15 protein-coding genes are annotated in these 17,160 nt (G+C 63.3%); 9 read left to right on the top strand and 6 right to left on the bottom strand.

What is annotated here, in order from left to right:
* Positions 1-11 precede the first annotated feature (11 nt).
* Positions 12-1,019: an HpcH/HpaI aldolase/citrate lyase family protein gene (locus tag AC1DO7_RS07130; protein ID WP_441614796.1), complete on the top strand. Its 1,008-nt coding sequence runs from the start codon at positions 12-14 to the stop codon at positions 1,017-1,019.
* Between the two features lie 104 nt (positions 1,020-1,123).
* Here the strand turns inward: AC1DO7_RS07130 and AC1DO7_RS07125 are convergent, their stop codons facing one another.
* Entirely contained in the window at positions 1,124-1,531 is a 408-nt protein-coding gene (locus AC1DO7_RS07125) for a nuclear transport factor 2 family protein (protein WP_441614794.1), read from the bottom strand.
* Between the two features lie 114 nt (positions 1,532-1,645).
* Positions 1,646-1,909: a hypothetical protein gene (locus AC1DO7_RS07120; protein ID WP_441614792.1), complete on the bottom strand. Its 264-nt coding sequence runs from the start codon at positions 1,907-1,909 to the stop codon at positions 1,646-1,648.
* 766 nt (positions 1,910-2,675) lie between these two features.
* Between AC1DO7_RS07120 and AC1DO7_RS07115 the strand changes: the two genes are divergently transcribed.
* The 3 genes from AC1DO7_RS07115 (at position 2,676) to AC1DO7_RS07105 (ending at position 7,198) form a co-directional block, all read left to right on the top strand.
* Positions 2,676-5,501 carry a 2-oxoglutarate dehydrogenase E1 component gene (locus AC1DO7_RS07115; protein ID WP_477115935.1) on the top strand — a complete coding sequence of 942 codons (2,826 nt, stop codon included), beginning with the start codon at positions 2,676-2,678 and terminating at the stop codon, positions 5,499-5,501.
* A gap of 231 nt (positions 5,502-5,732) precedes the next feature.
* A complete protein-coding gene (locus tag AC1DO7_RS07110) occupies positions 5,733-6,443 on the top strand; it encodes an SDR family NAD(P)-dependent oxidoreductase (protein ID WP_441614788.1) in 711 nt (236 codons plus the stop codon).
* Between the two features lie 203 nt (positions 6,444-6,646).
* Positions 6,647-7,198, top strand: a complete 552-nt coding sequence (locus AC1DO7_RS07105) for a 4-hydroxylaminobenzoate lyase (protein WP_441614786.1) — start codon at positions 6,647-6,649, stop codon at positions 7,196-7,198.
* A gap of 54 nt (positions 7,199-7,252) precedes the next feature.
* Here the strand turns inward: AC1DO7_RS07105 and AC1DO7_RS07100 are convergent, their stop codons facing one another.
* Positions 7,253-8,590 carry a GGDEF domain-containing protein gene (locus AC1DO7_RS07100; protein ID WP_441614784.1) on the bottom strand — a complete coding sequence of 446 codons (1,338 nt, stop codon included), beginning with the start codon at positions 8,588-8,590 and terminating at the stop codon, positions 7,253-7,255.
* Between the two features lie 73 nt (positions 8,591-8,663).
* Positions 8,664-9,527, bottom strand: coding sequence for a hypothetical protein (locus AC1DO7_RS07095; RefSeq protein WP_477115934.1), 864 nt, complete (start codon positions 9,525-9,527; stop codon positions 8,664-8,666).
* A 210-nt stretch (positions 9,528-9,737) separates the two neighbouring features.
* Here AC1DO7_RS07095 and AC1DO7_RS07090 point away from each other — a divergent pair, with 210 nt between their 5' ends.
* From AC1DO7_RS07090 to AC1DO7_RS07070, 5 genes are all read left to right on the top strand, one after another.
* The gene (locus AC1DO7_RS07090) at positions 9,738-10,676 is read left to right on the top strand and encodes a LysR substrate-binding domain-containing protein (RefSeq protein ID WP_441614780.1); all 939 of its coding nucleotides are present in this window, start codon (positions 9,738-9,740) and stop codon (positions 10,674-10,676) included.
* Between the two features lie 102 nt (positions 10,677-10,778).
* Positions 10,779-11,528, top strand: coding sequence for an SDR family NAD(P)-dependent oxidoreductase (locus AC1DO7_RS07085; RefSeq protein WP_441614778.1), 750 nt, complete (start codon positions 10,779-10,781; stop codon positions 11,526-11,528).
* 85 nt (positions 11,529-11,613) lie between these two features.
* Positions 11,614-12,942 carry an MFS transporter gene (locus AC1DO7_RS07080; RefSeq protein WP_441614776.1) on the top strand — a complete coding sequence of 443 codons (1,329 nt, stop codon included), beginning with the start codon at positions 11,614-11,616 and terminating at the stop codon, positions 12,940-12,942.
* 53 nt (positions 12,943-12,995) lie between these two features.
* Entirely contained in the window at positions 12,996-13,841 is an 846-nt protein-coding gene (locus AC1DO7_RS07075) for a transketolase (RefSeq protein WP_477115933.1), read from the top strand.
* Positions 13,838-14,839, top strand: a complete 1,002-nt coding sequence (locus tag AC1DO7_RS07070; RefSeq protein ID WP_441643273.1) for a transketolase family protein — start codon at positions 13,838-13,840, stop codon at positions 14,837-14,839. The genes AC1DO7_RS07075 and AC1DO7_RS07070 overlap by 4 nt, the downstream gene beginning before the upstream one ends.
* Before the next feature lie 51 nt (positions 14,840-14,890).
* Here the strand turns inward: AC1DO7_RS07070 and AC1DO7_RS07065 are convergent, their stop codons facing one another.
* Both AC1DO7_RS07065 and AC1DO7_RS07060 read right to left on the bottom strand, forming a co-directional pair.
* The gene (locus AC1DO7_RS07065) at positions 14,891-15,799 is read right to left on the bottom strand and encodes a hypothetical protein (RefSeq protein ID WP_441614770.1); all 909 of its coding nucleotides are present in this window, start codon (positions 15,797-15,799) and stop codon (positions 14,891-14,893) included.
* A 251-nt stretch (positions 15,800-16,050) separates the two neighbouring features.
* Positions 16,051-16,962: a LysR family transcriptional regulator gene (locus AC1DO7_RS07060; protein WP_441614768.1), complete on the bottom strand. Its 912-nt coding sequence runs from the start codon at positions 16,960-16,962 to the stop codon at positions 16,051-16,053.
* Positions 16,963-17,160 lie beyond the last annotated feature (198 nt).

Below are 17,160 nucleotides of genomic sequence, written 5' to 3'. Positions count from 1 at the left end.
AGGAGACTCTCATGACGACTGCAACCCATCCCAGGCTCGCGCTGTTTGCCGGCGAGAAAGTATTCCCCGCCTTGTCTGCCTGCGAACACTTCGCCGGCAGCGAGAAGCTGATCGGCAAGGCAATGGACCTGCAGGTCGAGTACGGCCCGGTATTCGACATCACCTGCGACTGCGAGGACGGCGCCGCGGCCGGCCAGGAAACGGAGCACGCGGCCATGGTCGTGCGCATGATCAATTCCGAGCGCAACCGCTACGACAAGGCGGGCGTGCGCATCCATGACCCTGCGCATCCGGCCTGGCGGCAGGACGTGGACATCGTGATCGGGCAGGCCGCGAGCCGGGTGGCGTACATCACCATTCCGAAGGCAACCAGCCACGAACAGGTGCGCGAGGTCATCGACTACATCGGCCGCAAGACGCGCGAGGCCGGCGTGAACCGGGTGGTACCGGTCCACGTCCTGATCGAGACGCACGGCGCGCTGCGGGACATCTTCCATATCGCGGCGCTGCCGCACATCGAAGTGCTGGATTTCGGCCTGATGGACTTCGTCAGCGGCCATCACGGCGCCATCCCGGCCGCGGCCATGCGCAGCCCGGGGCAGTTCGAGCACGCCTTGCTGGTCCGCGCCAAGGCGGATATGGTGGCCGCCGCGCTCGCCAACGGCGTGGTGCCGGCGCACAACGTGTGCCTGAACCTGAAAGATGCCGAAGTGATCGCCGCCGACGCCGCTCGGGCGCGCACGCAATTCGGCTTCCTGCGCATGTGGAGCATCTACCCCGCCCAGATCCAGCCCATCGTCAATGCCATGCGGCCGGATTTCACCGAGGTGGCCGACGCGAGCGCGATCCTGCTCGCGGCGCAGGATGCGGACTGGGGACCGATCCAGTACAAGGGCGAACTGCATGATCGCGCTACCTACCGCTATTTCTGGAGCGTGCTGGAGAAGGCCCGGATCACCGGCATGTCGCTGCCGCCGGAGGCCGAGTCGCGCTTCTTCGGGCAAGACGCGCGCGCGTGAGGCCCGCAGCCTGGAGGCATCGCCGGTGCTTGCCGTGATCTGACCCGGGCACGTCGGCCGGGCCGCCTTCTTGCCGTGCCACCCGGATCGCCGAGTGCGGCTGCCTAGGCACGGGCGGCGCGGGAAACCGCAAAGCTGTCCTCGATCATCCGGAAGTCGACGATCTCTCTCTCGGAGACGGTCAGGATAAGCGTGAAGGCGGTTTCGATGTCCTTGCCGGTATGCCTCACGCGTGAAGCGAGTTCGCCGATGAGGACCGCGCGGCTATCGTTTGTCAGGATGTCGTGGATATCGAACCGCAGCGGCTCCAGCAGCCTTCGTGAATCGCGGAAGAATTCAGTCGCAGCGTGGCGGCCAACGCGCCTTCCGATCCAGGGCAGGACACCGACGTCACCCGCGATCTCGAAGCGCAAGTCCTTGCTGAAGAGTGCTGCGATCACCTCGGGGTCCGCGCCGGCGCTCAGCCTGGCGAGAAATTCGCTCGCAATGCGGTTGGTTTCCAGAATACCCATGCTGTTTATCCTTGGTTTGCGGAGCCTGTCCCCGATCCCGCTGCGCAGGCGCTCGCGTTGATTGCCTGGCGCTGACGGAACGCAATGCTGGCGCCGAATGCCCAGACGTGCGTCTTAGTTCGGTTGCGTGGCCGCAGCCGGCTGGGCGTTCTTTGCGTCGGCAGCCACAACAACGGTCTTCTGGGTGGCTTGTGCGGCGTGGACGTCCGCTCTGGCGGCCGCGCGTGCCTTTTCGATGACGTACCAGTCTGGCCCCGCATGCGCCGAAATCGATGTGAGAAACGCCACGGCGGTGACGGAAGCCAGCATCGCGATCTTGAGCAGGGCCAGCCGTGGCAGTGACTGGGTTTGTTGGCGGAGTCGAGCGTTGGTCATCATGATTCCTTTGGCGGGATGGCGTACCAGCAAGCAAGTGCGTGCCTGGTCTCGGTACCGGAAACATGCGGATGGCCAGATGCTTGAGGACCGATGGATGAAGGATGGTCCAGGAATGCGATCACGTCCAAGACCCATATCCCATCGACGCGATAGGCAAATTGAATAGTGGCGTGGAGCGGTTGGCGCGCCTGGCGAGATAGAGCCCTGGAGGTTCTTGCCCGCAAAGGAGGCGGCGGAAAGTGCATGCCGCGGCTGGATGGATGTTCGCCGGCGGCATGTGCGTTCTCCCCGAAGTGCTCAAATGGCCGCGTACCGCAGCCGATGCCTGGCGCCCGGGGGCCGAACTTCCGTGCCGTTTCGGATCGGTTGCCATCCCGGCGTTCACCCGATGGCGATGTGGTCGCGGGGCAAGCCTCAAGGGGGCCCGATCGCGATGGTGCCCGGCGACGGTGATGGCCAGAAATGAGCAGGATATGTCCCCAAACCGTCACAGTTAGAGCCTCAGTGAAAACCCGTAGAACGTAGACTGGTCTCACCAGCGGTCAGAAGATTGCTGATCCTGGCGGGCACAGGGACCTGGTGGCAGAAGTCACGGGGTTTTGCACAAGTTGACGCGGACTGGATGGCACTGAGTGTTGCCTCTTTTCGCAGATGAATCTTTGTCTTCGTGTACCTGTGGAAGCATAGGCTTGGCCGGGGCGGCGGCAGGTGCTGCCTTGGTTTGTGACAGATACCGGGCGCGAGCCCGACTGAGGACAGAGTCATCATGATGATGCGGAATCGGAATACCTCCTTCCTATTTGGAGGCAATGCTCCCTACGTCGAGGAACAATACGAAGCGTACCTTGCCGACCCGAACACGGTGTCGGAGGAGTGGCGCGGGTATTTTGACGCGTTGCAGGGGGTGCCGGCGGTTGATGGCTCGGACGCAGGCGACGTCGCACACGCGCCGGTGGTGTCTCGCTTCGTCGCGTTGGTCAAGCAGCCGCGGACCGGAGGGCGCTCGGAGAACGACGTACTGAGTTTCGCCCGCAAGCAGGTCGCCGTACAGGCCTTGATTTCGGCCTATCGCATGGTCGGTACCCGCAATGCCCATCTGGATCCGCTGAGCTGGACGGCGCCGGTGCCGGTGCCTGAATTGAACCCGAGCTACTACGATCTGTCGCAAGCGGACATGAACACGAAGTTCAGCATGTCGGGCGCCCATTTCTCGGACGAGGATGCAACGCTTGGCGATCTGGTGCAGGCGCTGACAGAGACGTATTGCGGGACGCTGGGCGCCGAGTTCATGCATCTGGCCGATCCGGATCAGCGTAACTGGTGGTCGATGCGTCTCGAGTCTTCGCGCTCGAAAGCTACCCTGGACAGGGGTGACAAGCTGCATATCCTCGAACGGCTGACGGCCGCCGAGGGTCTCGAAAAATACCTGCATGCCCGCTATGTCGGCCAGAAGCGCTTTTCGCTTGAAGGTGGCGAAGCGCTCATCGTCCTGCTGGATGAGTTGGTCGCATACGGTGCCACCAAGGGAATCAAGAGCTCAATTCTCGGCATGGCACACCGGGGGCGTCTGAACGTCCTCGTCAATATCGTCGGGAAGCCGCCGGCTGCGTTGTTCGACGAGTTCGAGGGGAAAACCGCGAGTCTTCTTCCGGCGGGCGACGTCAAATATCACAAGGGCTTTACCGGCTTGCTCCCGACGGCAACCGGGCCGGCGGAAGTCACGCTCGCGTTTAACCCGTCGCACCTTGAAATCGTCAACCCGGTTGTTCAAGGTATCGCTCGCGCGCGCGCCGAAGTACTGGGGCAAGGTGCGGGCGCTGTCCTGCCGGTGGAGATCCACGGGGACGCCGCGATCTCGGGGCAGGGCATTGTCATGGAGACGATGAACCTGGCGAATACCAGGGGCTACGGCACGGGCGGCACGATCCATGTGGTTGTGAATAACCAGGTTGGCTTCACCACTTCCGACCCGAGAGATGTCCGCTCGTCGTTCTATTGCACCGACATCGCCAAGATGATCGAGGCACCGGTCCTGCATGTGAACGGCGACGACCCCGAGGCGGTCATTGCCGCAACGCGCCTGGCAATCGATTTTCGTGCGACGTTCAAGAAGAGCGTCGTGATCGAACTGGTCTGCTTCCGCCGCCATGGCCACCAGGAACAGGACACGCCGAGCATCACGCAGCCGTTGATGTATCGCTCCATCGCGGGCCACCCGGGTGCCCGCACCCTCTATGCAACGAAGCTTGTGGACGAGCGGATTCTGACGGAGGAAGACGTGGAGAGGTACGTCCATGACTACCGCGAGCGTCTTGACGCTGCGCAAACCGCGGAAGAGAGGAAGCCGGCCGGCCAGAAGGACGAAGAGGTGAGCTGGCCGCAGCTGCTCGATGGCAACGTCGACCGCATCTATTACGCGCCGCCCTTGCCGGACCTCGTTCAAAAGCTCGCACTCAAGATCACCAGCGTTCCCGAGCATTACGCGCTGCATCCGCTGGTTGGCAGGGTGATATCCGCTCGTCGCGAGATGGCGCAAGGCAAGCGTCCGCTGGACTGGGGCATGGCCGAGCACATGGCCTTTGCCTCGCTTCTCGCCGCTGGCATCGACGTGCGCCTGAGCGGTCAGGACAGTGAGCGCGGTACGTTCAGCCATCGTCATGCGGTACTCCACGATCAGAAACGGTCGATTCGGGGAGTGGGCACATATGTCCCGCTGCACCATGTGTCGGATGACCAAGGGCGGTTCTCGGTCACCAACTCGGTTCTGTCGGAGGCGGCGGTTCTAGGCTTCGAGTACGGATACTCGATTGTCCGGCAAAACGCGCTCGTATTGTGGGAGGCGCAGTTCGGCGACTTCGCGAACGGGGCGCAGGTTGTCATCGACAATTTTCTGTCTGCGGGCGCTGCGAAGTGGGGGCAGCATAGCGGTGTCACGATGCTGCTTCCGCACGGTCAGGAAGGGGAAGGCCCGGAACACGCGTCCGCGCGCCTCGAGCGCTACCTGCAACTGTGTGCGCAGGAGAACATGCGGGTCTGTCAGCCCACGACGCCGGCTCAGATTTTCCATCTGCTGCGCATGCAGGCCGTGCAGCGCGATCGCGTGCCGCTTATCGTGATGACGCCAAAATCGCTTCTGCGGCACCCGGAGGCTGTCAGCAGCCTCGATGATCTCGCCGCGGGCCGGTTCAACGAGATTCTTGCCGAATCGCCTACGGAGGAAGCGGCGTCCAAGGTCGATCGGGTCATCCTGTGTTCGGGCAAGGTCTACTTCGAACTTCTGGAGCGTCGGCGCAAGGCCGAAAAGGACAATATCGCGCTGATTCGCGTTGAACAGTTGTATCCGTTCCCCGCGAAGCAGATCAGTGCAGAACTGGAACGCTATCCGAATCTGAAGAGTGTGGTCTGGTGTCAGGAAGAGTCAAAGAACCAGGGTTCGTGGAATTTCGTCATGGAACAGTTGCTGGACATCGTGAAGGCACCTGCAGCGCTGCGCTATATCGGCCCCGAGGCAGCCGCATCGACCGCACCGGGTTACCGGTCGATGCACGTTGCGCGTCAGGAAAAGTACCTGCACGCAGCGATTGACGAGTAAAGGCAGCAGGGGCGAGTCGGAGACGATGTCACTGATTCGCCTTCCTCGTCTCGATCCGCTGCGCTGGACCGTGCCAGCGCCGGCGCCTGAATCAGACCCGCGCTACCACGATCTGTCCCAAGCGTGTCCAGTGCGGGTATTCGAAACCTGAGTCACCGCGTACATCGGCGTCGACCGGAGCCACCGGCCCGATCGGCGTTGAAGCCAAACCACTCGTTTTCGGGGTAAAGCATGAGCACATCACAAAAGGTTGTCGTCGTTACCGGCGCATCGCAAGGTATCGGCGCCGAAGTCGTCAAGGCATTTCGAAAGCTCGACTACCGCATTGTTGCGACCGCACGTTCGATCAAGCCGTCGGACGACCCGGACATCCTGACGGTAGCCGGTGATATCGGTGATCCGGCGACCGCCCGACGTGTCATCTCGGAAGGTGTCGCGCGATTTGGCCGGATTGACACGCTGGTGAACAACGCCGGCATCTACATCGGGAAGCCTTTCACCCAATACACCGCCGAAGACTACGCTGCCGTGATGAATGTGAATGTCGCGGGCTTCTACTACGTCACGCAACTCGCAATCGCCGAAATGGAGAAGCATTCGAGCGGCCATGTGGTCAGCGTGACCACCAGCATCGTTGACCATGCGATCAGCGGCTTGTATTCGGTACTGGCAGCCCTGACGAAAGGTGGTCTGAACGCCGCCACGAAGTCGCTGGCGATCGAGTACGCCAAGAAAGGTATTCGCGTGAATGCCGTCGCGCCGGGGGTCATCAGGTCGCCGATGCACGCGCCGGAAACCCACAAGGCGCTGGATGCGCTCCATCCGATGGGACGCATGGGCGAGATGAGCGATATCGTCGACGCTATCCTGTTCCTCGATTCGGCACCGTTCGTCACGGGAGAAATCCTGCACGTCGACGGCGGCCAGAGTGCTGGTCACTAAGAGGCGCCGCCAAGGTCCCCTTTGCAGTTGCCGCCGGCAGACAAGACCGCGGGCAATTTTCATGAGCCCCTCGTGGAGGATAACGAGGGATTCAAAGCCAACACGCAGTAACGCATCCGGCCTCATCGAGCCATCGCCCGGCACCTGGGCGCCACGCTCCCGATGACGGATGCGCATCACGCCTAATCCAAGGACGAACGGGAATGCCCCAGACCCAATTCACAAGTGCCAAAGACGAACTTGTCGCCCGCTTTATCCCCTTTTTGCAAGAGGTCAAGGACATGACCACGAGCACTGAGGTCGAGCAATGGCTGAATACGAAGCATGGCGTTGAAAGCGAGTTGTACAAGGACTTGTCGCGACTGATTACCCTCGGTGTGCGGGAGGGGTGGGCGGCCGATGTCGAAATCGCGGGACCGCGCTACCGCCGCTCGCGACTCGGCCTGCCCTGCGCGGAGACGCTCTTCTTCAGCATCACGGCGGTGCTGATGGACAGCACCGATAATGCCCAGGACAACCCCGAAGGCAGCTTCCGTGGCGACTATCACTCGCACCCGTATGGCGAGTTCAATCTCGTGGTGCCGCTCAATGAAGGCGCCGCGCTCGCGGGTCCGAACGGCTGGTGTTATGGCGGCTGGACGGCACCGGCGCCGGGAAGCCACCACTACCCGGAAGCCAAGGGCGGCGCTGTCATCTCGCTTACGTTCCTGCCCGCGGGACGGATTGCGTTCGACGTCGAGCCGCCGCAGCATTGAAGCGCTCAGGGATGTGCGATGGGCTGACCTGGCAGACGCCCGGGCCCGGTCAGATCAATATGCGCGCGGTTCGCGAGCGGGCGTGGTTGCAACGCCGTCGGCTGCGTACTCGACGCGATTCCTGCCAAGCTCCTTGCTTCGGTACAGGGCCTCGTCAGCACGCGAGATCATGCCGTGAATGGTATCCCCATCCTGCACGCAGGCCACGCCGAGGCTTGCGGTCATCCGTCCCGTCACAGAGAAGTCGCGCGCCGAGACCGCATTGCGCAGCCTTTGGGCAAACAGAACGGCGTCCCGCAGGCCGGTATCGGAGCAGATCAGCAGGAACTCTTCGCCGCCCCAGCGGCCGATGGTATCCGTCGCCCGCTTGACTTCGAGGATGCAGCGCGCCATTTCGACAAGCACCCGGTCGCCAACCTGGTGACCGTGGGTGTCGTTGACGGATTTGAAGCGGTCTACGTCGATCAGGATGATCGAGAACAGGCTGCCATCGCGTCGGGTGCGTTCCAGCGCGCTGGTCAGCACTTCATTCAAGTGCCGCCGGTTGAATACGCCAGTGAGCTGGTCGGTCTTGGAAAGCGCTTCGAGCTGCCGGTTCTTCTCGAGCAGTTCCGCCTGGGTAGCCTGGATTTGCGCGAAGGCTTCGGCGCTGATCTGAATGGCCTCGCGCGCGGCCATTTCCGCTTCCGTGCGCTGCGCAATGATCAACTTCAACCTGCGCAGTACCTGGTTGAAGCCGTTGATGACGCTGTCGAACTCGGTGCGGCCCAGCCCGGCAAGCTCGTCAAGATGGTCGCCGTGGCTGGAGGCAAGCTCGAACAGGGCTGCCCGCAGATGCTCGAGTGGCCGGAAGACCATGCGCAGCCCGAAGGTCAGCAAGAGCACCAGCGCGACGTCGATGGCGGCCACCTCGGTTACCCCCTGGACCATCGCCGCGCGCAAGGCCTTGTGCATATTGTCGCGGGTGAAATGGATGACGGCCTTGCCGATCGCCTGGTTCCTGCGCGCCGGATCGATGTCGTCCGGCGGGTAGAGCGTCACCTCGCCCAGGGCGTCGCGCCCACTGGCCTCGGCGCAGGATAGCGCGCCTGGCGCGGGAACCTGGCCCGCGGCCATCGCGCGGCGGACTTCCGCATAGACCTCCTGGCGGTCGGGGGAGAAAATGCAGGCTTCGGTGACCTCCGGATGGATCAGGGTTGACTCGAGCCTGGTACGCAGGATCCCTACGTTCAGCGCCCAGGTCGGCTCCGCCAGGCTCTGCCCGAGTCCTTCCAGGACTTCCGCGCGTGTCCGCTCGAAACGCTGCTCGAGGTCCTGCCGCAGCAGCCATTGCCGATGCACGGCAAAGGCGCCCAGCGTTGTCGTCGTGGCAACGATAAGCAGCACGATCATCCTGTTCCGGATCGAATGAACCGGTGGCGGCAGTGGCATGAAATGCGCGATCTCGGGTAATCAGGGAAACATTCTATTCGTCTGCCGCCTTGTCGAACAATTGCCGGAACCTGGCGAGTTCCGGATGCGATTCCTCGTACTTCTTGCTGAATCCGATGTGGACGGTTTCGCTCTTGATGGTCATGGCGCGCCTGGACTTGTAGCGCATGCGCTCCGGGAGGCCCTGGGCTTCCAGTGTGACCAAGGCCTCGTTGATGACGACACTGGGGTTGACCACGCAGTCGATCTCCCGCACCAGCATCTTCTTGACCAGATCCTGGAATTCATGTCCCTCGACGATGCCGATCTTGCCTTCGCTGGCAAGCTGGAAAAAACGCTTGCCGGGCGCCAGGTAGCCACGCTGGTTGCCGAATTTCAGGCCGGCGAAATCGTCCGGAAAGGTATTGAACGTGCGGCCTTCAATCGAATCGCGGTTGCAATGGACCGCGACATCTTCGGTGTAGAAAGGCTTGGAATGATTCAGGAACGGCCGCTCCTGGGGGCGGTAATACACGCCCAGCACGCCCGCGCTGTTGCCGTTCTTTGCTTCCTCGACGGTGCGCGCCCACGACGCAAACCGGATCTGCACCTTGTATTCCGGGATCCGTTTGAGGACGCGCTRCAGGTTTTCGACATAGGACCCTTTGGGCATGCCGTTCTCTTCGTAGGATTGCGGCCGTTGGCCGGCCTCGGAGTACAGCAGAATGGTTGTCTGCGCCAGGGCGAGAGGGGCAGTCCAGAACACGCAAGCTGCGCAGATGATCCGGCAAGGACGGGAGAGATGCATGGCGTCAGGTGATGCAATGGAAGGTACAATGCCCGGCCCCTGCGCGGCCGTGCGTTGTCCCGCGAGCCGGCGCAGCGTGGGCCCCTGCGACCATAACGGCAATTTCTCCAAATGGTTTAGCTCTTTAAAGGGGGGGCGTGGGGCCCGCCGCTGGCTGCGCTTCCGCCGTTTGAGCGATGAGTGCCGAAGCCTGGGTCAGGAAGCATTGTGTTGGAGTCATTCTCGTCGCCCACGAGGCCGCCCTCCGGTGGGGACTACAATCCAGATCACCATGGGTATCGCACCGCGCGATCACGCCGTGGCATCACCACAACGACCACCATGCGCATCCCACCATTGAAGGCGATCATCGCCTTCGAAAGCGTCGCGAGAACCAAGAGCGTGAGCCGCGCCTCGGAGGAACTGGGGCTCACCGCCTCCGCGGTGAGCCACCAGATCAGCAACCTCGAAGCAGTCATTGGCCAGCCGCTGTTCTTCCGCCAGGGCCGGGGCCTGGTCATGACGCCGCTTGGCGAGCAGTACCTGCGCGAGGTGACGGGCGCGCTGGCGGACCTCAACCGTGCCACCGAGCGCGCATCGAGCCAGGCGAACGTGGAAATCCTCCGTGTCCACACCAGCCCGAGCTTCGGGCTGATGTGGCTGTTGCCGCGGCTGACATCGTTTCATGCCGACAATGGCGATATCCGGCTGAACCTGTCGTGTTCGTACGAGGACGTGTCGTTCACCAGCGGATACTACGACGTGGACATCCGCTACGGCTACGCTCACTGGCGGGACCTCCAGGTCAAGACGCTGCGCAACGAGTCCATCACTCCGCTGGCGTCCGAAGCCTATCTTCGCGCGCATCCGGTCCATGCGCCGGCCGACCTCCTGGGAGAGCGCCTGATCTGCTCCGAGACGCCGCTGGTCCAGTGGCAGCAATGGTTTGCCCGATTTGGCGTGGCCCACGTCCACAAGACATTCGACTTCTCGTTCGACCGCTCATACATGTCGCTGGAGGCCGCCGCGCTCGGGCACGGCATCGCGCTGGAAAGCACGCTGCTTGCATCGGTGCTGATCCGCAACGGGCGCCTCGTGCCGGTCTTCGACGCGTCGCACGGCGTGGAGGTCGGCGGCCATCATGTCGTCTATCCGACGCAGAATGCGGATCTCCCGCGCGTGGCGCGGTTCCTGGCATGGATGGACCGGGAGATGCAGGCAGGGGCCAGCCGCTTGCCGCAAGTGCTGATTGATCCGCCTTTCTCGCCGCCCGTCCGTTGATTCATCTGAAAATTTCTCAGCCATAGCTGAGGCGTATCGCGTTGATCGGTGCCGGGCCAGGCACCACACTGAAGCCATCATTTCAACAGTCAGGAGACAGAAATGCTGGTTGATAAAAAAGTCGTCATCGTCACAGGCGCCGCCTCCGCGCGCGGCATCGGCAAGGCCACCGCGAAGGCGCTGGCCGCGCAGGGTGCGCTGGTCGTGATCCTCGATCTTCGCCTTGAAGACGCCCAGGCCGCGGCCGGGGACCTGGGCGACCAACACCTGGGGCTGGCCTGCGACGTGACCGACAAGGGCGCCTGCGAGCGCGCGGCACAGGCGGTCATCGCGCGCTATGGCCGGATCGATGCGCTGATCAATAATGCCGGCATCACGCAGCCGCTGCGCACGCTCGATATCCAGGGCGGCAATTTCGATGCGGTGGTGGACGTCAACCTGCGCGGCACGCTCTATATGTCGCAGGCCGTGCTGCCCCAGATGAAGACGCAGAAGGGCGGCAGCATCGTGTGCATGTCTTCCGTTTCCGCGCAACGCGGCGGCGGCATCTTCGGCGGCCCGCACTACAGCGCAGCGAAGGCCGGGGTGCTGGGCCTGGCGCGCGCGATGGCGCGCGAGTTCGGCCCCGACAGCATCCGCGTCAACTCCATCACGCCCGGACTGATCCAGACCGACATCACCGGCGACAAGCTCACCCCCGACCTGCGCGCCGACATCATCAAGGGCATCCCCCTGGGACGCCTGGGCGATGCCGCCGACGTCGCAAACGCGTGCCTGTTCCTGGTGAGCGACCTGTCCACCTACCTGACCGGCATCACGCTCGACGTCAACGGCGGCATGCTGATCCACTAGTTTTCCCCTCATAGCCGCCCGCAGAGGCGGTCATACCGCAAGCCCGTGCACCCGGACCTACCGGGGCACATGGCAGGAGACACACATGAAAACCAAGTATGCGGCTTCGCCCCTGGCGGGCGATGCGCCCCCGCGCACCGATGCGGCCACCTTCGAATCCCGGACCTACGCCAAGGTGGTCCGCCGGCTGATCCCCTTCCTGATGCTGTGCTACCTCGGTGCCTACCTGGACCGGGTCAATGTGGGTTTTGCCAAGCTGCAGATGCTCAGCGACCTGCATTTCAGCGAAACCATCTACGGACTGGGCGCCGGCATCTTCTTCCTTGGCTATTTCCTCTTCGAAGTGCCCAGCAACGTCATCCTCCACAGGGTCGGTGCCAAGCGCTGGCTTGCCCGGATCATGCTCACCTGGGCGGTGATCTCCGCGAGCTTCGCGTTCGTCAGCACGCCCACCTCCTTCTACGTGCTGCGCTTCTTGCTCGGCGTGGCCGAAGCGGGCTTCGCACCGGGCGTGATCCTGTACATGACGTACTGGTTCCCGTCGGCGCGGCGCGCCAAGGCCCTGTCGATGTTCTTCATGGCGATTCCGCTGGCGGGGATCGTGGGGGGGCCGCTGTCCGGCTACATCATGCATGCGTTCCACGGTACCGCGGGGCTGGCCGGCTGGAAGTGGTTGTTCATGATGGAAGCGCTGCCGTCCCTGGTCCTCGGCGTTGCCATCCTGCTCTATCTCGACAACGGCATCCAGGCCGCGAAGTGGCTCACCGATGCCGAGAAGGCGCTGCTGGCACGCAACGTCGAAGCCGACAACGCCCACAAGGTGGACCATATCTCGATCCGTTCCTTCCTGGCCGACCGCAGGCTGTGGCTGATGGCGGCCATCTACTTCTGCGTGGTGCTCGGCCAGTACGGGCTGACGTTCTGGCTGCCGACGATCATCCGCAAGTCCGGCGTGGCCGACCCGCTGTGGGTGGGCATCTTCACCGCGCTGCCGTACCTGTGCGCCATCGTGGCATTGCCGCTCGTCGGCATGAGCGCCGACCGCCACCGCGAGCGCCGCTTCCACCTGATCGTCCCGATGATCGTGGCCGCAGCCGGCTTCGCCACGCTGCCGATGCTCAACGGCGTGGCCGCATCGCTGATCTGCCTGTGCATCGCCGCGGCCGGCATCCTGGCCTCGTCCTCGCAGTTCTGGTCGCTGCCCACGGCGCTGCTGGGCGGCATGTCGGCAGCGGCCGGCATCGCGGCGGTCAACTGCGTGGCCAACCTGGCCGGCTTCTTCTCGCCCGCCATCGTCGGCTGGCTCAACGACCTGACAGGCAAATCCACTGCCGGGCTGGTGTTTATCTCGGTGACGGTCGTCGCGGGCGCGATGCTGGTACTCCTCGTGCCGGCCAGGATCGTCAACCGCTGAGCGCGCCGCACCGCCATCCTTATTTCATCCTCTGATTCACTGCAGGAGACAACATGAACCACGCAACATCCGACACCGTAGTGCCACTTGCCGAACGCGCCTACCGGATCCGCCGCAACGCCCTCCTGATGGGCGAAGTGCAGGGCCAGGGCTACATCGGGCAGGCCCTGGACATCGCCGATGTGCTCGCCGTCGCCTACTTCGGTGCCATGCGGTACCGCGCGGACGACCCCGAGTGGGAAGGCCGCGACCGCTTCCTCCTCTCGAACGGGCACTACGCGATCGCACTGTACGCGGCGCTGCTCGAGGCCGCTATCCTGCCCCCCGAAGAACTGGAAACCTACGGCAGCGACGACAGCCGCCTGCCAATGTCCGGGATGGCCAGTTACACCCCGGGGATGGAGATGTCCGGCGGGTCCCTGGGGCAGGGCCTGACCATCGCGGTCGGCCGTTGCCTGGGCCTCAAGCGCAAGGCCTCCGACGCGTTCGTCTACACGCTGTTCTCCGACGGCGAGCTGGACGAAGGCGCCATCTGGGAAGGCATCCAGTCGGCGAGCCACTGGAAGCTTGATAACCTGATCGCCATGGTCGACGTCAACAACCAGCAAGCCGACGGCCCGTCGACGCAGATCATGGCCTTCGAGCCGCTGGTCGAGAAGATGGAGGCCTTTGGCTGGTTCACACAGCGCGTGGACGGCARCGACATCGACGCCGTGGCAGCCGCCTTCGACGCCGCGCGGGCCCATCAGGATGCCCGCCCGCGCATGATCATCTGCGATACGCGCATGGGGTGCGGCGTGCCGTTCCTCGAACAGCGCGAGAAGAACCATTTCATCCGCGTGGATGCCCACGAGTGGCAACTCGCACTGCAAGCACTGGAAGCCGGGAGACAAGCATGAGCACCACTACCACCGACAAGCCGAAGCTGAAGACATCGGCCATGATCGCCTCCATCGCCGGCGCAGGACAGGCCGCCCGCTCCGCCCCGTTCGGGCATGCACTGGTGGAACTGGCGCGCAGGAAAGCCAACGTGATCGGCATGACCGCCGACCTGGGCAAGTACACGGACCTGCATATCCTTGCGCAAGCCCTGCCCGAGCGCTACTACCAGATGGGCATGGCCGAGCAGTTGCTGATGGGCGCGGCGGCCGGCTTCGCGCACGAAGGCGCCCAGCCGTTCGTCACCACGTACGCGGTATTCGCCACGCGCCGCGCCTACGACTTCATCCACCAGGCCATCGCCGAAGACAATCTCGATGTGAAGATCGTCTGCGCTCTGCCCGGCCTCACCACGGGATACGGGCCCAGCCACCAGGCGGCCGAGGACCTTGCGCTGATGCGGGCAATGCCGAACATGACCGTCATCGACCCGTGCGATGCGCTCGACATCGAGCAGATGGTGCCGGCCATCGCCGCGCACAAGGGCCCGGTCTACGCGCGCCTGCTGCGCGGCAACGTGCCGGCGGTGCTTGACGAGTACGACTACAAGTTCGAACTCGGCAAGGCCAAGCTGCTGCGCGACGGCGCCGACGTGCTGGTCATCTCCTCGGGCATCATGACCATGCGCGCGCTCGAAGTGGCCAAGGCGCTGGAGGCCGACCGCGTCGGCGTGGCGGTGCTGCACGTGCCCACCATCAAGCCGCTGGACACGGCGACGATCCTGCGCGAAGCCCGGCGCTCCGGACGGCTGGTGGTGGTGGCCGAGAATCACACCGTGATCGGCGGCCTGGGCGAGGGCGTGGCCGCGGCAATGATGCGGGCGGGCGTGCATGCGCCATTCCGCCAGATCGGCCTGCCCGATGCGTTCCTCGCTGCCGGCGCGCTGCCGACACTGCATGACCGCTACGGGATCTCCGCCGGCGTGATGGCGACCACCATCAAGGGCTGGCTGGGGTGAGGGCGATGGCCGCCGGACGCCGCGGCGTTTGCCGGCTGAGCGGGGCGGCGGTCATTGTCCCGCTGCCGGCGTTCTTGATGAAAGGCCGCCGGCAGAAGCACCGGGTAATGCATAGCCAATCATGAACAGCGCGGCTTCCAGCGCCTGTAATTGGTTGCGCCGGGCTCCGAGCCGCATGAACTGGCTGACCTTCGCACCGGAATGGTCGAGGACGGCGGCGAGCAAGCGACTTGCGCGCAGATTCCATTCGGCATGCAGCGGACCGGATTTCAGCCGGGGAAAGGCAAGCGATCCTTCACTGGGATTTCGACGCTTCGGGTTGCTTTCCTTGACGGCCTCCTTGGCTGGCGCCCAGGGGAAACCAAGTCCGGCGGGCACCGCGCTTTTTCCTTCGGCCTGGCAGAATTTCGTCACCGCCCACCCTAGTGCCGCAGCGACCCGGCTGTCGTAGATGACAAGCTCGTCGCAGACGAGTGAATAGACTTTCGTCATGCCCGCATTGAAGCGCAGTTCGCGTGCCGTGAGAAGCGGATGACGCATGTCGCCTCTGTTCAACGCATTACGCACATCGATAATCAATTGTGCCAGGCCTGCTTCGTTCATATTCAACCACTGGACGTTGCCGCCAGTCACGCCACCCCACTTCATGACATCGGCCGCGGCGAGGCAAACGCCGGCGTCATCGGCGGGCGTGCCGAGGGACTCAGTCAAATCTTGTCGAAGTGCTTCCCGCGCGGCGAGGTTCGATTGAAACGTTCGACCAGCATCCACGCCGAGGCGCGCAATGGCCGGGTGGCTCCATTTGTACTTGGCAAACGCATCGTACAAGCTGTCGCATTGCCAATGCCGTCCGGATTGTCGGTCGGTGTACTCGTGCCGGAACATATCGGTGTCGAGATGCCGCCCCATCCACGCGACAAAGCTCTGCACGTCGTCCCTGCCTGGCTCCGCCAGCTTCATTTATCGTTTCCTCTTGAAAATCCCGGGCCGACGGCGTGCCACACGGCAGTATCGGCAATCCGCTTCGCGCCTTGAATCCGGGGTGAACTGCGGTACGGGATCGGAGCAAGCACTGCGCCGTGAGCTTTTGACGGCCCCGGATATCTTGTCGCCGAGAATGGAGTCACTAAGCGAGGCGATCATATTGCTGCATCCGGCCCCGGGAGGCCTGCATGGACGTCAGCCAACCTCGACCCGCGTTTCGCCACCGTTCATATGTCTATCTGCGGGGCCTCGAACGCGTTCAACAATGCACGTACCTTGGGCGGTACGAGCCTGCGCGACGGCGTTAGCGCGTATACCTTCAACGGGGACGAAAGAAACGTGGGGAACAAGCGAACAAGCTCCTCTCGCTTGACATGGTCTTCGACGTACGTTGACAGCAATCTCACAACGCCGAGGCCTTCAGTTGCGGCGCGCACCCGAATCCCGACGTTTGGCGTCCTTACGCTCGGGCGTACCGGGATTCGTCCGATCTCGCGCCCATCGTCAAAGATATCCCAGAACGTGTCCTCGCCGTCCACGATCATCGGCCAGGATTCGATATCCTGCAATTGTCGTGGGAGGCCACGCTTGGCAATCAATGCTGGTGCGGCATAAAAGGCGCGGTCCATCGCCATCAGGCGTTTGCTCACCAGCGAACTGTCCGGCAATCCGGCGTCGGTTTTGACGAATGCAATGTCGTATCGTTGTTCGAGGAGATCGGGAATCTCCCGGGTATCGTCGATCTCAACCTTCAAGTCCGGATAAGCCTTGAGCAGTTTCATCAGCGCGGGCGCCAGGTGAAGCCATCCAGTCTCGTATGGCGCCGCCAGCCGCAAGGTGCCCGATACCTGTTGCTGGGTTGACTTCGCGTCGTTGTCCGCTTCACGCAGTTCATTGAGCAGCGGCGCGATCCGGGCATAGAGCATTTCGCCCAGATCCGTCACCCGGACCTTGCGTGTGGTCCGGTCAAGCAATCGATTGCCCAGCCGCGCTTCCAGGCGGGTAAGCGAAATACTGATCGATTGCTTTGGAATGCCGGCACGATCGCCGGCGGCCGTAAAGCTACCGGCCTCCACGACCCTGCAGAAATTTTCCCAATCTCTCCAGTCCGCGGTCTCATCATGTCTCTTGTGCAACATAGTCCTACGCGGCACCTAAGGCCGCTCGAAAGTCAGATCATTGGCGAACCGGACCGCGCCTTTCCAGCCGAAGCCGACGTTGGCGCCCGAACAAGACGAAGCATCAGGCGCGCGTCTTCCAGCTCCGCGCCGTCGTGTCAACGATCGACGTATTGTCTGGCGTAGGTCGACTCCCAGCCGCCACCGAGTACCTTGCAT

The organism is Cupriavidus sp. 05N40, from assembly GCF_056397305.1.
This window is presented reverse-complemented; position numbering and strand designations above follow the sequence as displayed.

What these genes read in the sequence shown, in the direction of transcription:
- AC1DO7_RS07090 (WP_441614780.1), top strand. Translation starts at nt 9,738, where the DNA reads ATGCGCATCCCACCATTGAAGGCGATCATCGCCTTCGAAAGCGTCGCG.
- AC1DO7_RS07130 (WP_441614796.1), top strand. Translation starts at nt 12, where the DNA reads ATGACGACTGCAACCCATCCCAGGCTCGCGCTGTTTGCCGGCGAGAAA.
- AC1DO7_RS07070 (WP_441643273.1), top strand. Translation starts at nt 13,838, where the DNA reads ATGAGCACCACTACCACCGACAAGCCGAAGCTGAAGACATCGGCCATG.
- AC1DO7_RS07110 (WP_441614788.1), top strand. Translation starts at nt 5,733, where the DNA reads ATGAGCACATCACAAAAGGTTGTCGTCGTTACCGGCGCATCGCAAGGT.
- AC1DO7_RS07060 (WP_441614768.1), bottom strand. Translation starts at nt 16,962, where the DNA reads ATGTTGCACAAGAGACATGATGAGACCGCGGACTGGAGAGATTGGGAA.
- AC1DO7_RS07125 (WP_441614794.1), bottom strand. Translation starts at nt 1,531, where the DNA reads ATGGGTATTCTGGAAACCAACCGCATTGCGAGCGAATTTCTCGCCAGG.
- AC1DO7_RS07065 (WP_441614770.1), bottom strand. Translation starts at nt 15,799, where the DNA reads ATGAAGCTGGCGGAGCCAGGCAGGGACGACGTGCAGAGCTTTGTCGCG.
- AC1DO7_RS07120 (WP_441614792.1), bottom strand. Translation starts at nt 1,909, where the DNA reads ATGATGACCAACGCTCGACTCCGCCAACAAACCCAGTCACTGCCACGG.
- AC1DO7_RS07100 (WP_441614784.1), bottom strand. Translation starts at nt 8,590, where the DNA reads ATGATCGTGCTGCTTATCGTTGCCACGACGACAACGCTGGGCGCCTTT.
- AC1DO7_RS07080 (WP_441614776.1), top strand. Translation starts at nt 11,614, where the DNA reads ATGAAAACCAAGTATGCGGCTTCGCCCCTGGCGGGCGATGCGCCCCCG.
- AC1DO7_RS07085 (WP_441614778.1), top strand. Translation starts at nt 10,779, where the DNA reads ATGCTGGTTGATAAAAAAGTCGTCATCGTCACAGGCGCCGCCTCCGCG.
- AC1DO7_RS07105 (WP_441614786.1), top strand. Translation starts at nt 6,647, where the DNA reads ATGCCCCAGACCCAATTCACAAGTGCCAAAGACGAACTTGTCGCCCGC.
- AC1DO7_RS07115 (WP_477115935.1), top strand. Translation starts at nt 2,676, where the DNA reads ATGATGATGCGGAATCGGAATACCTCCTTCCTATTTGGAGGCAATGCT.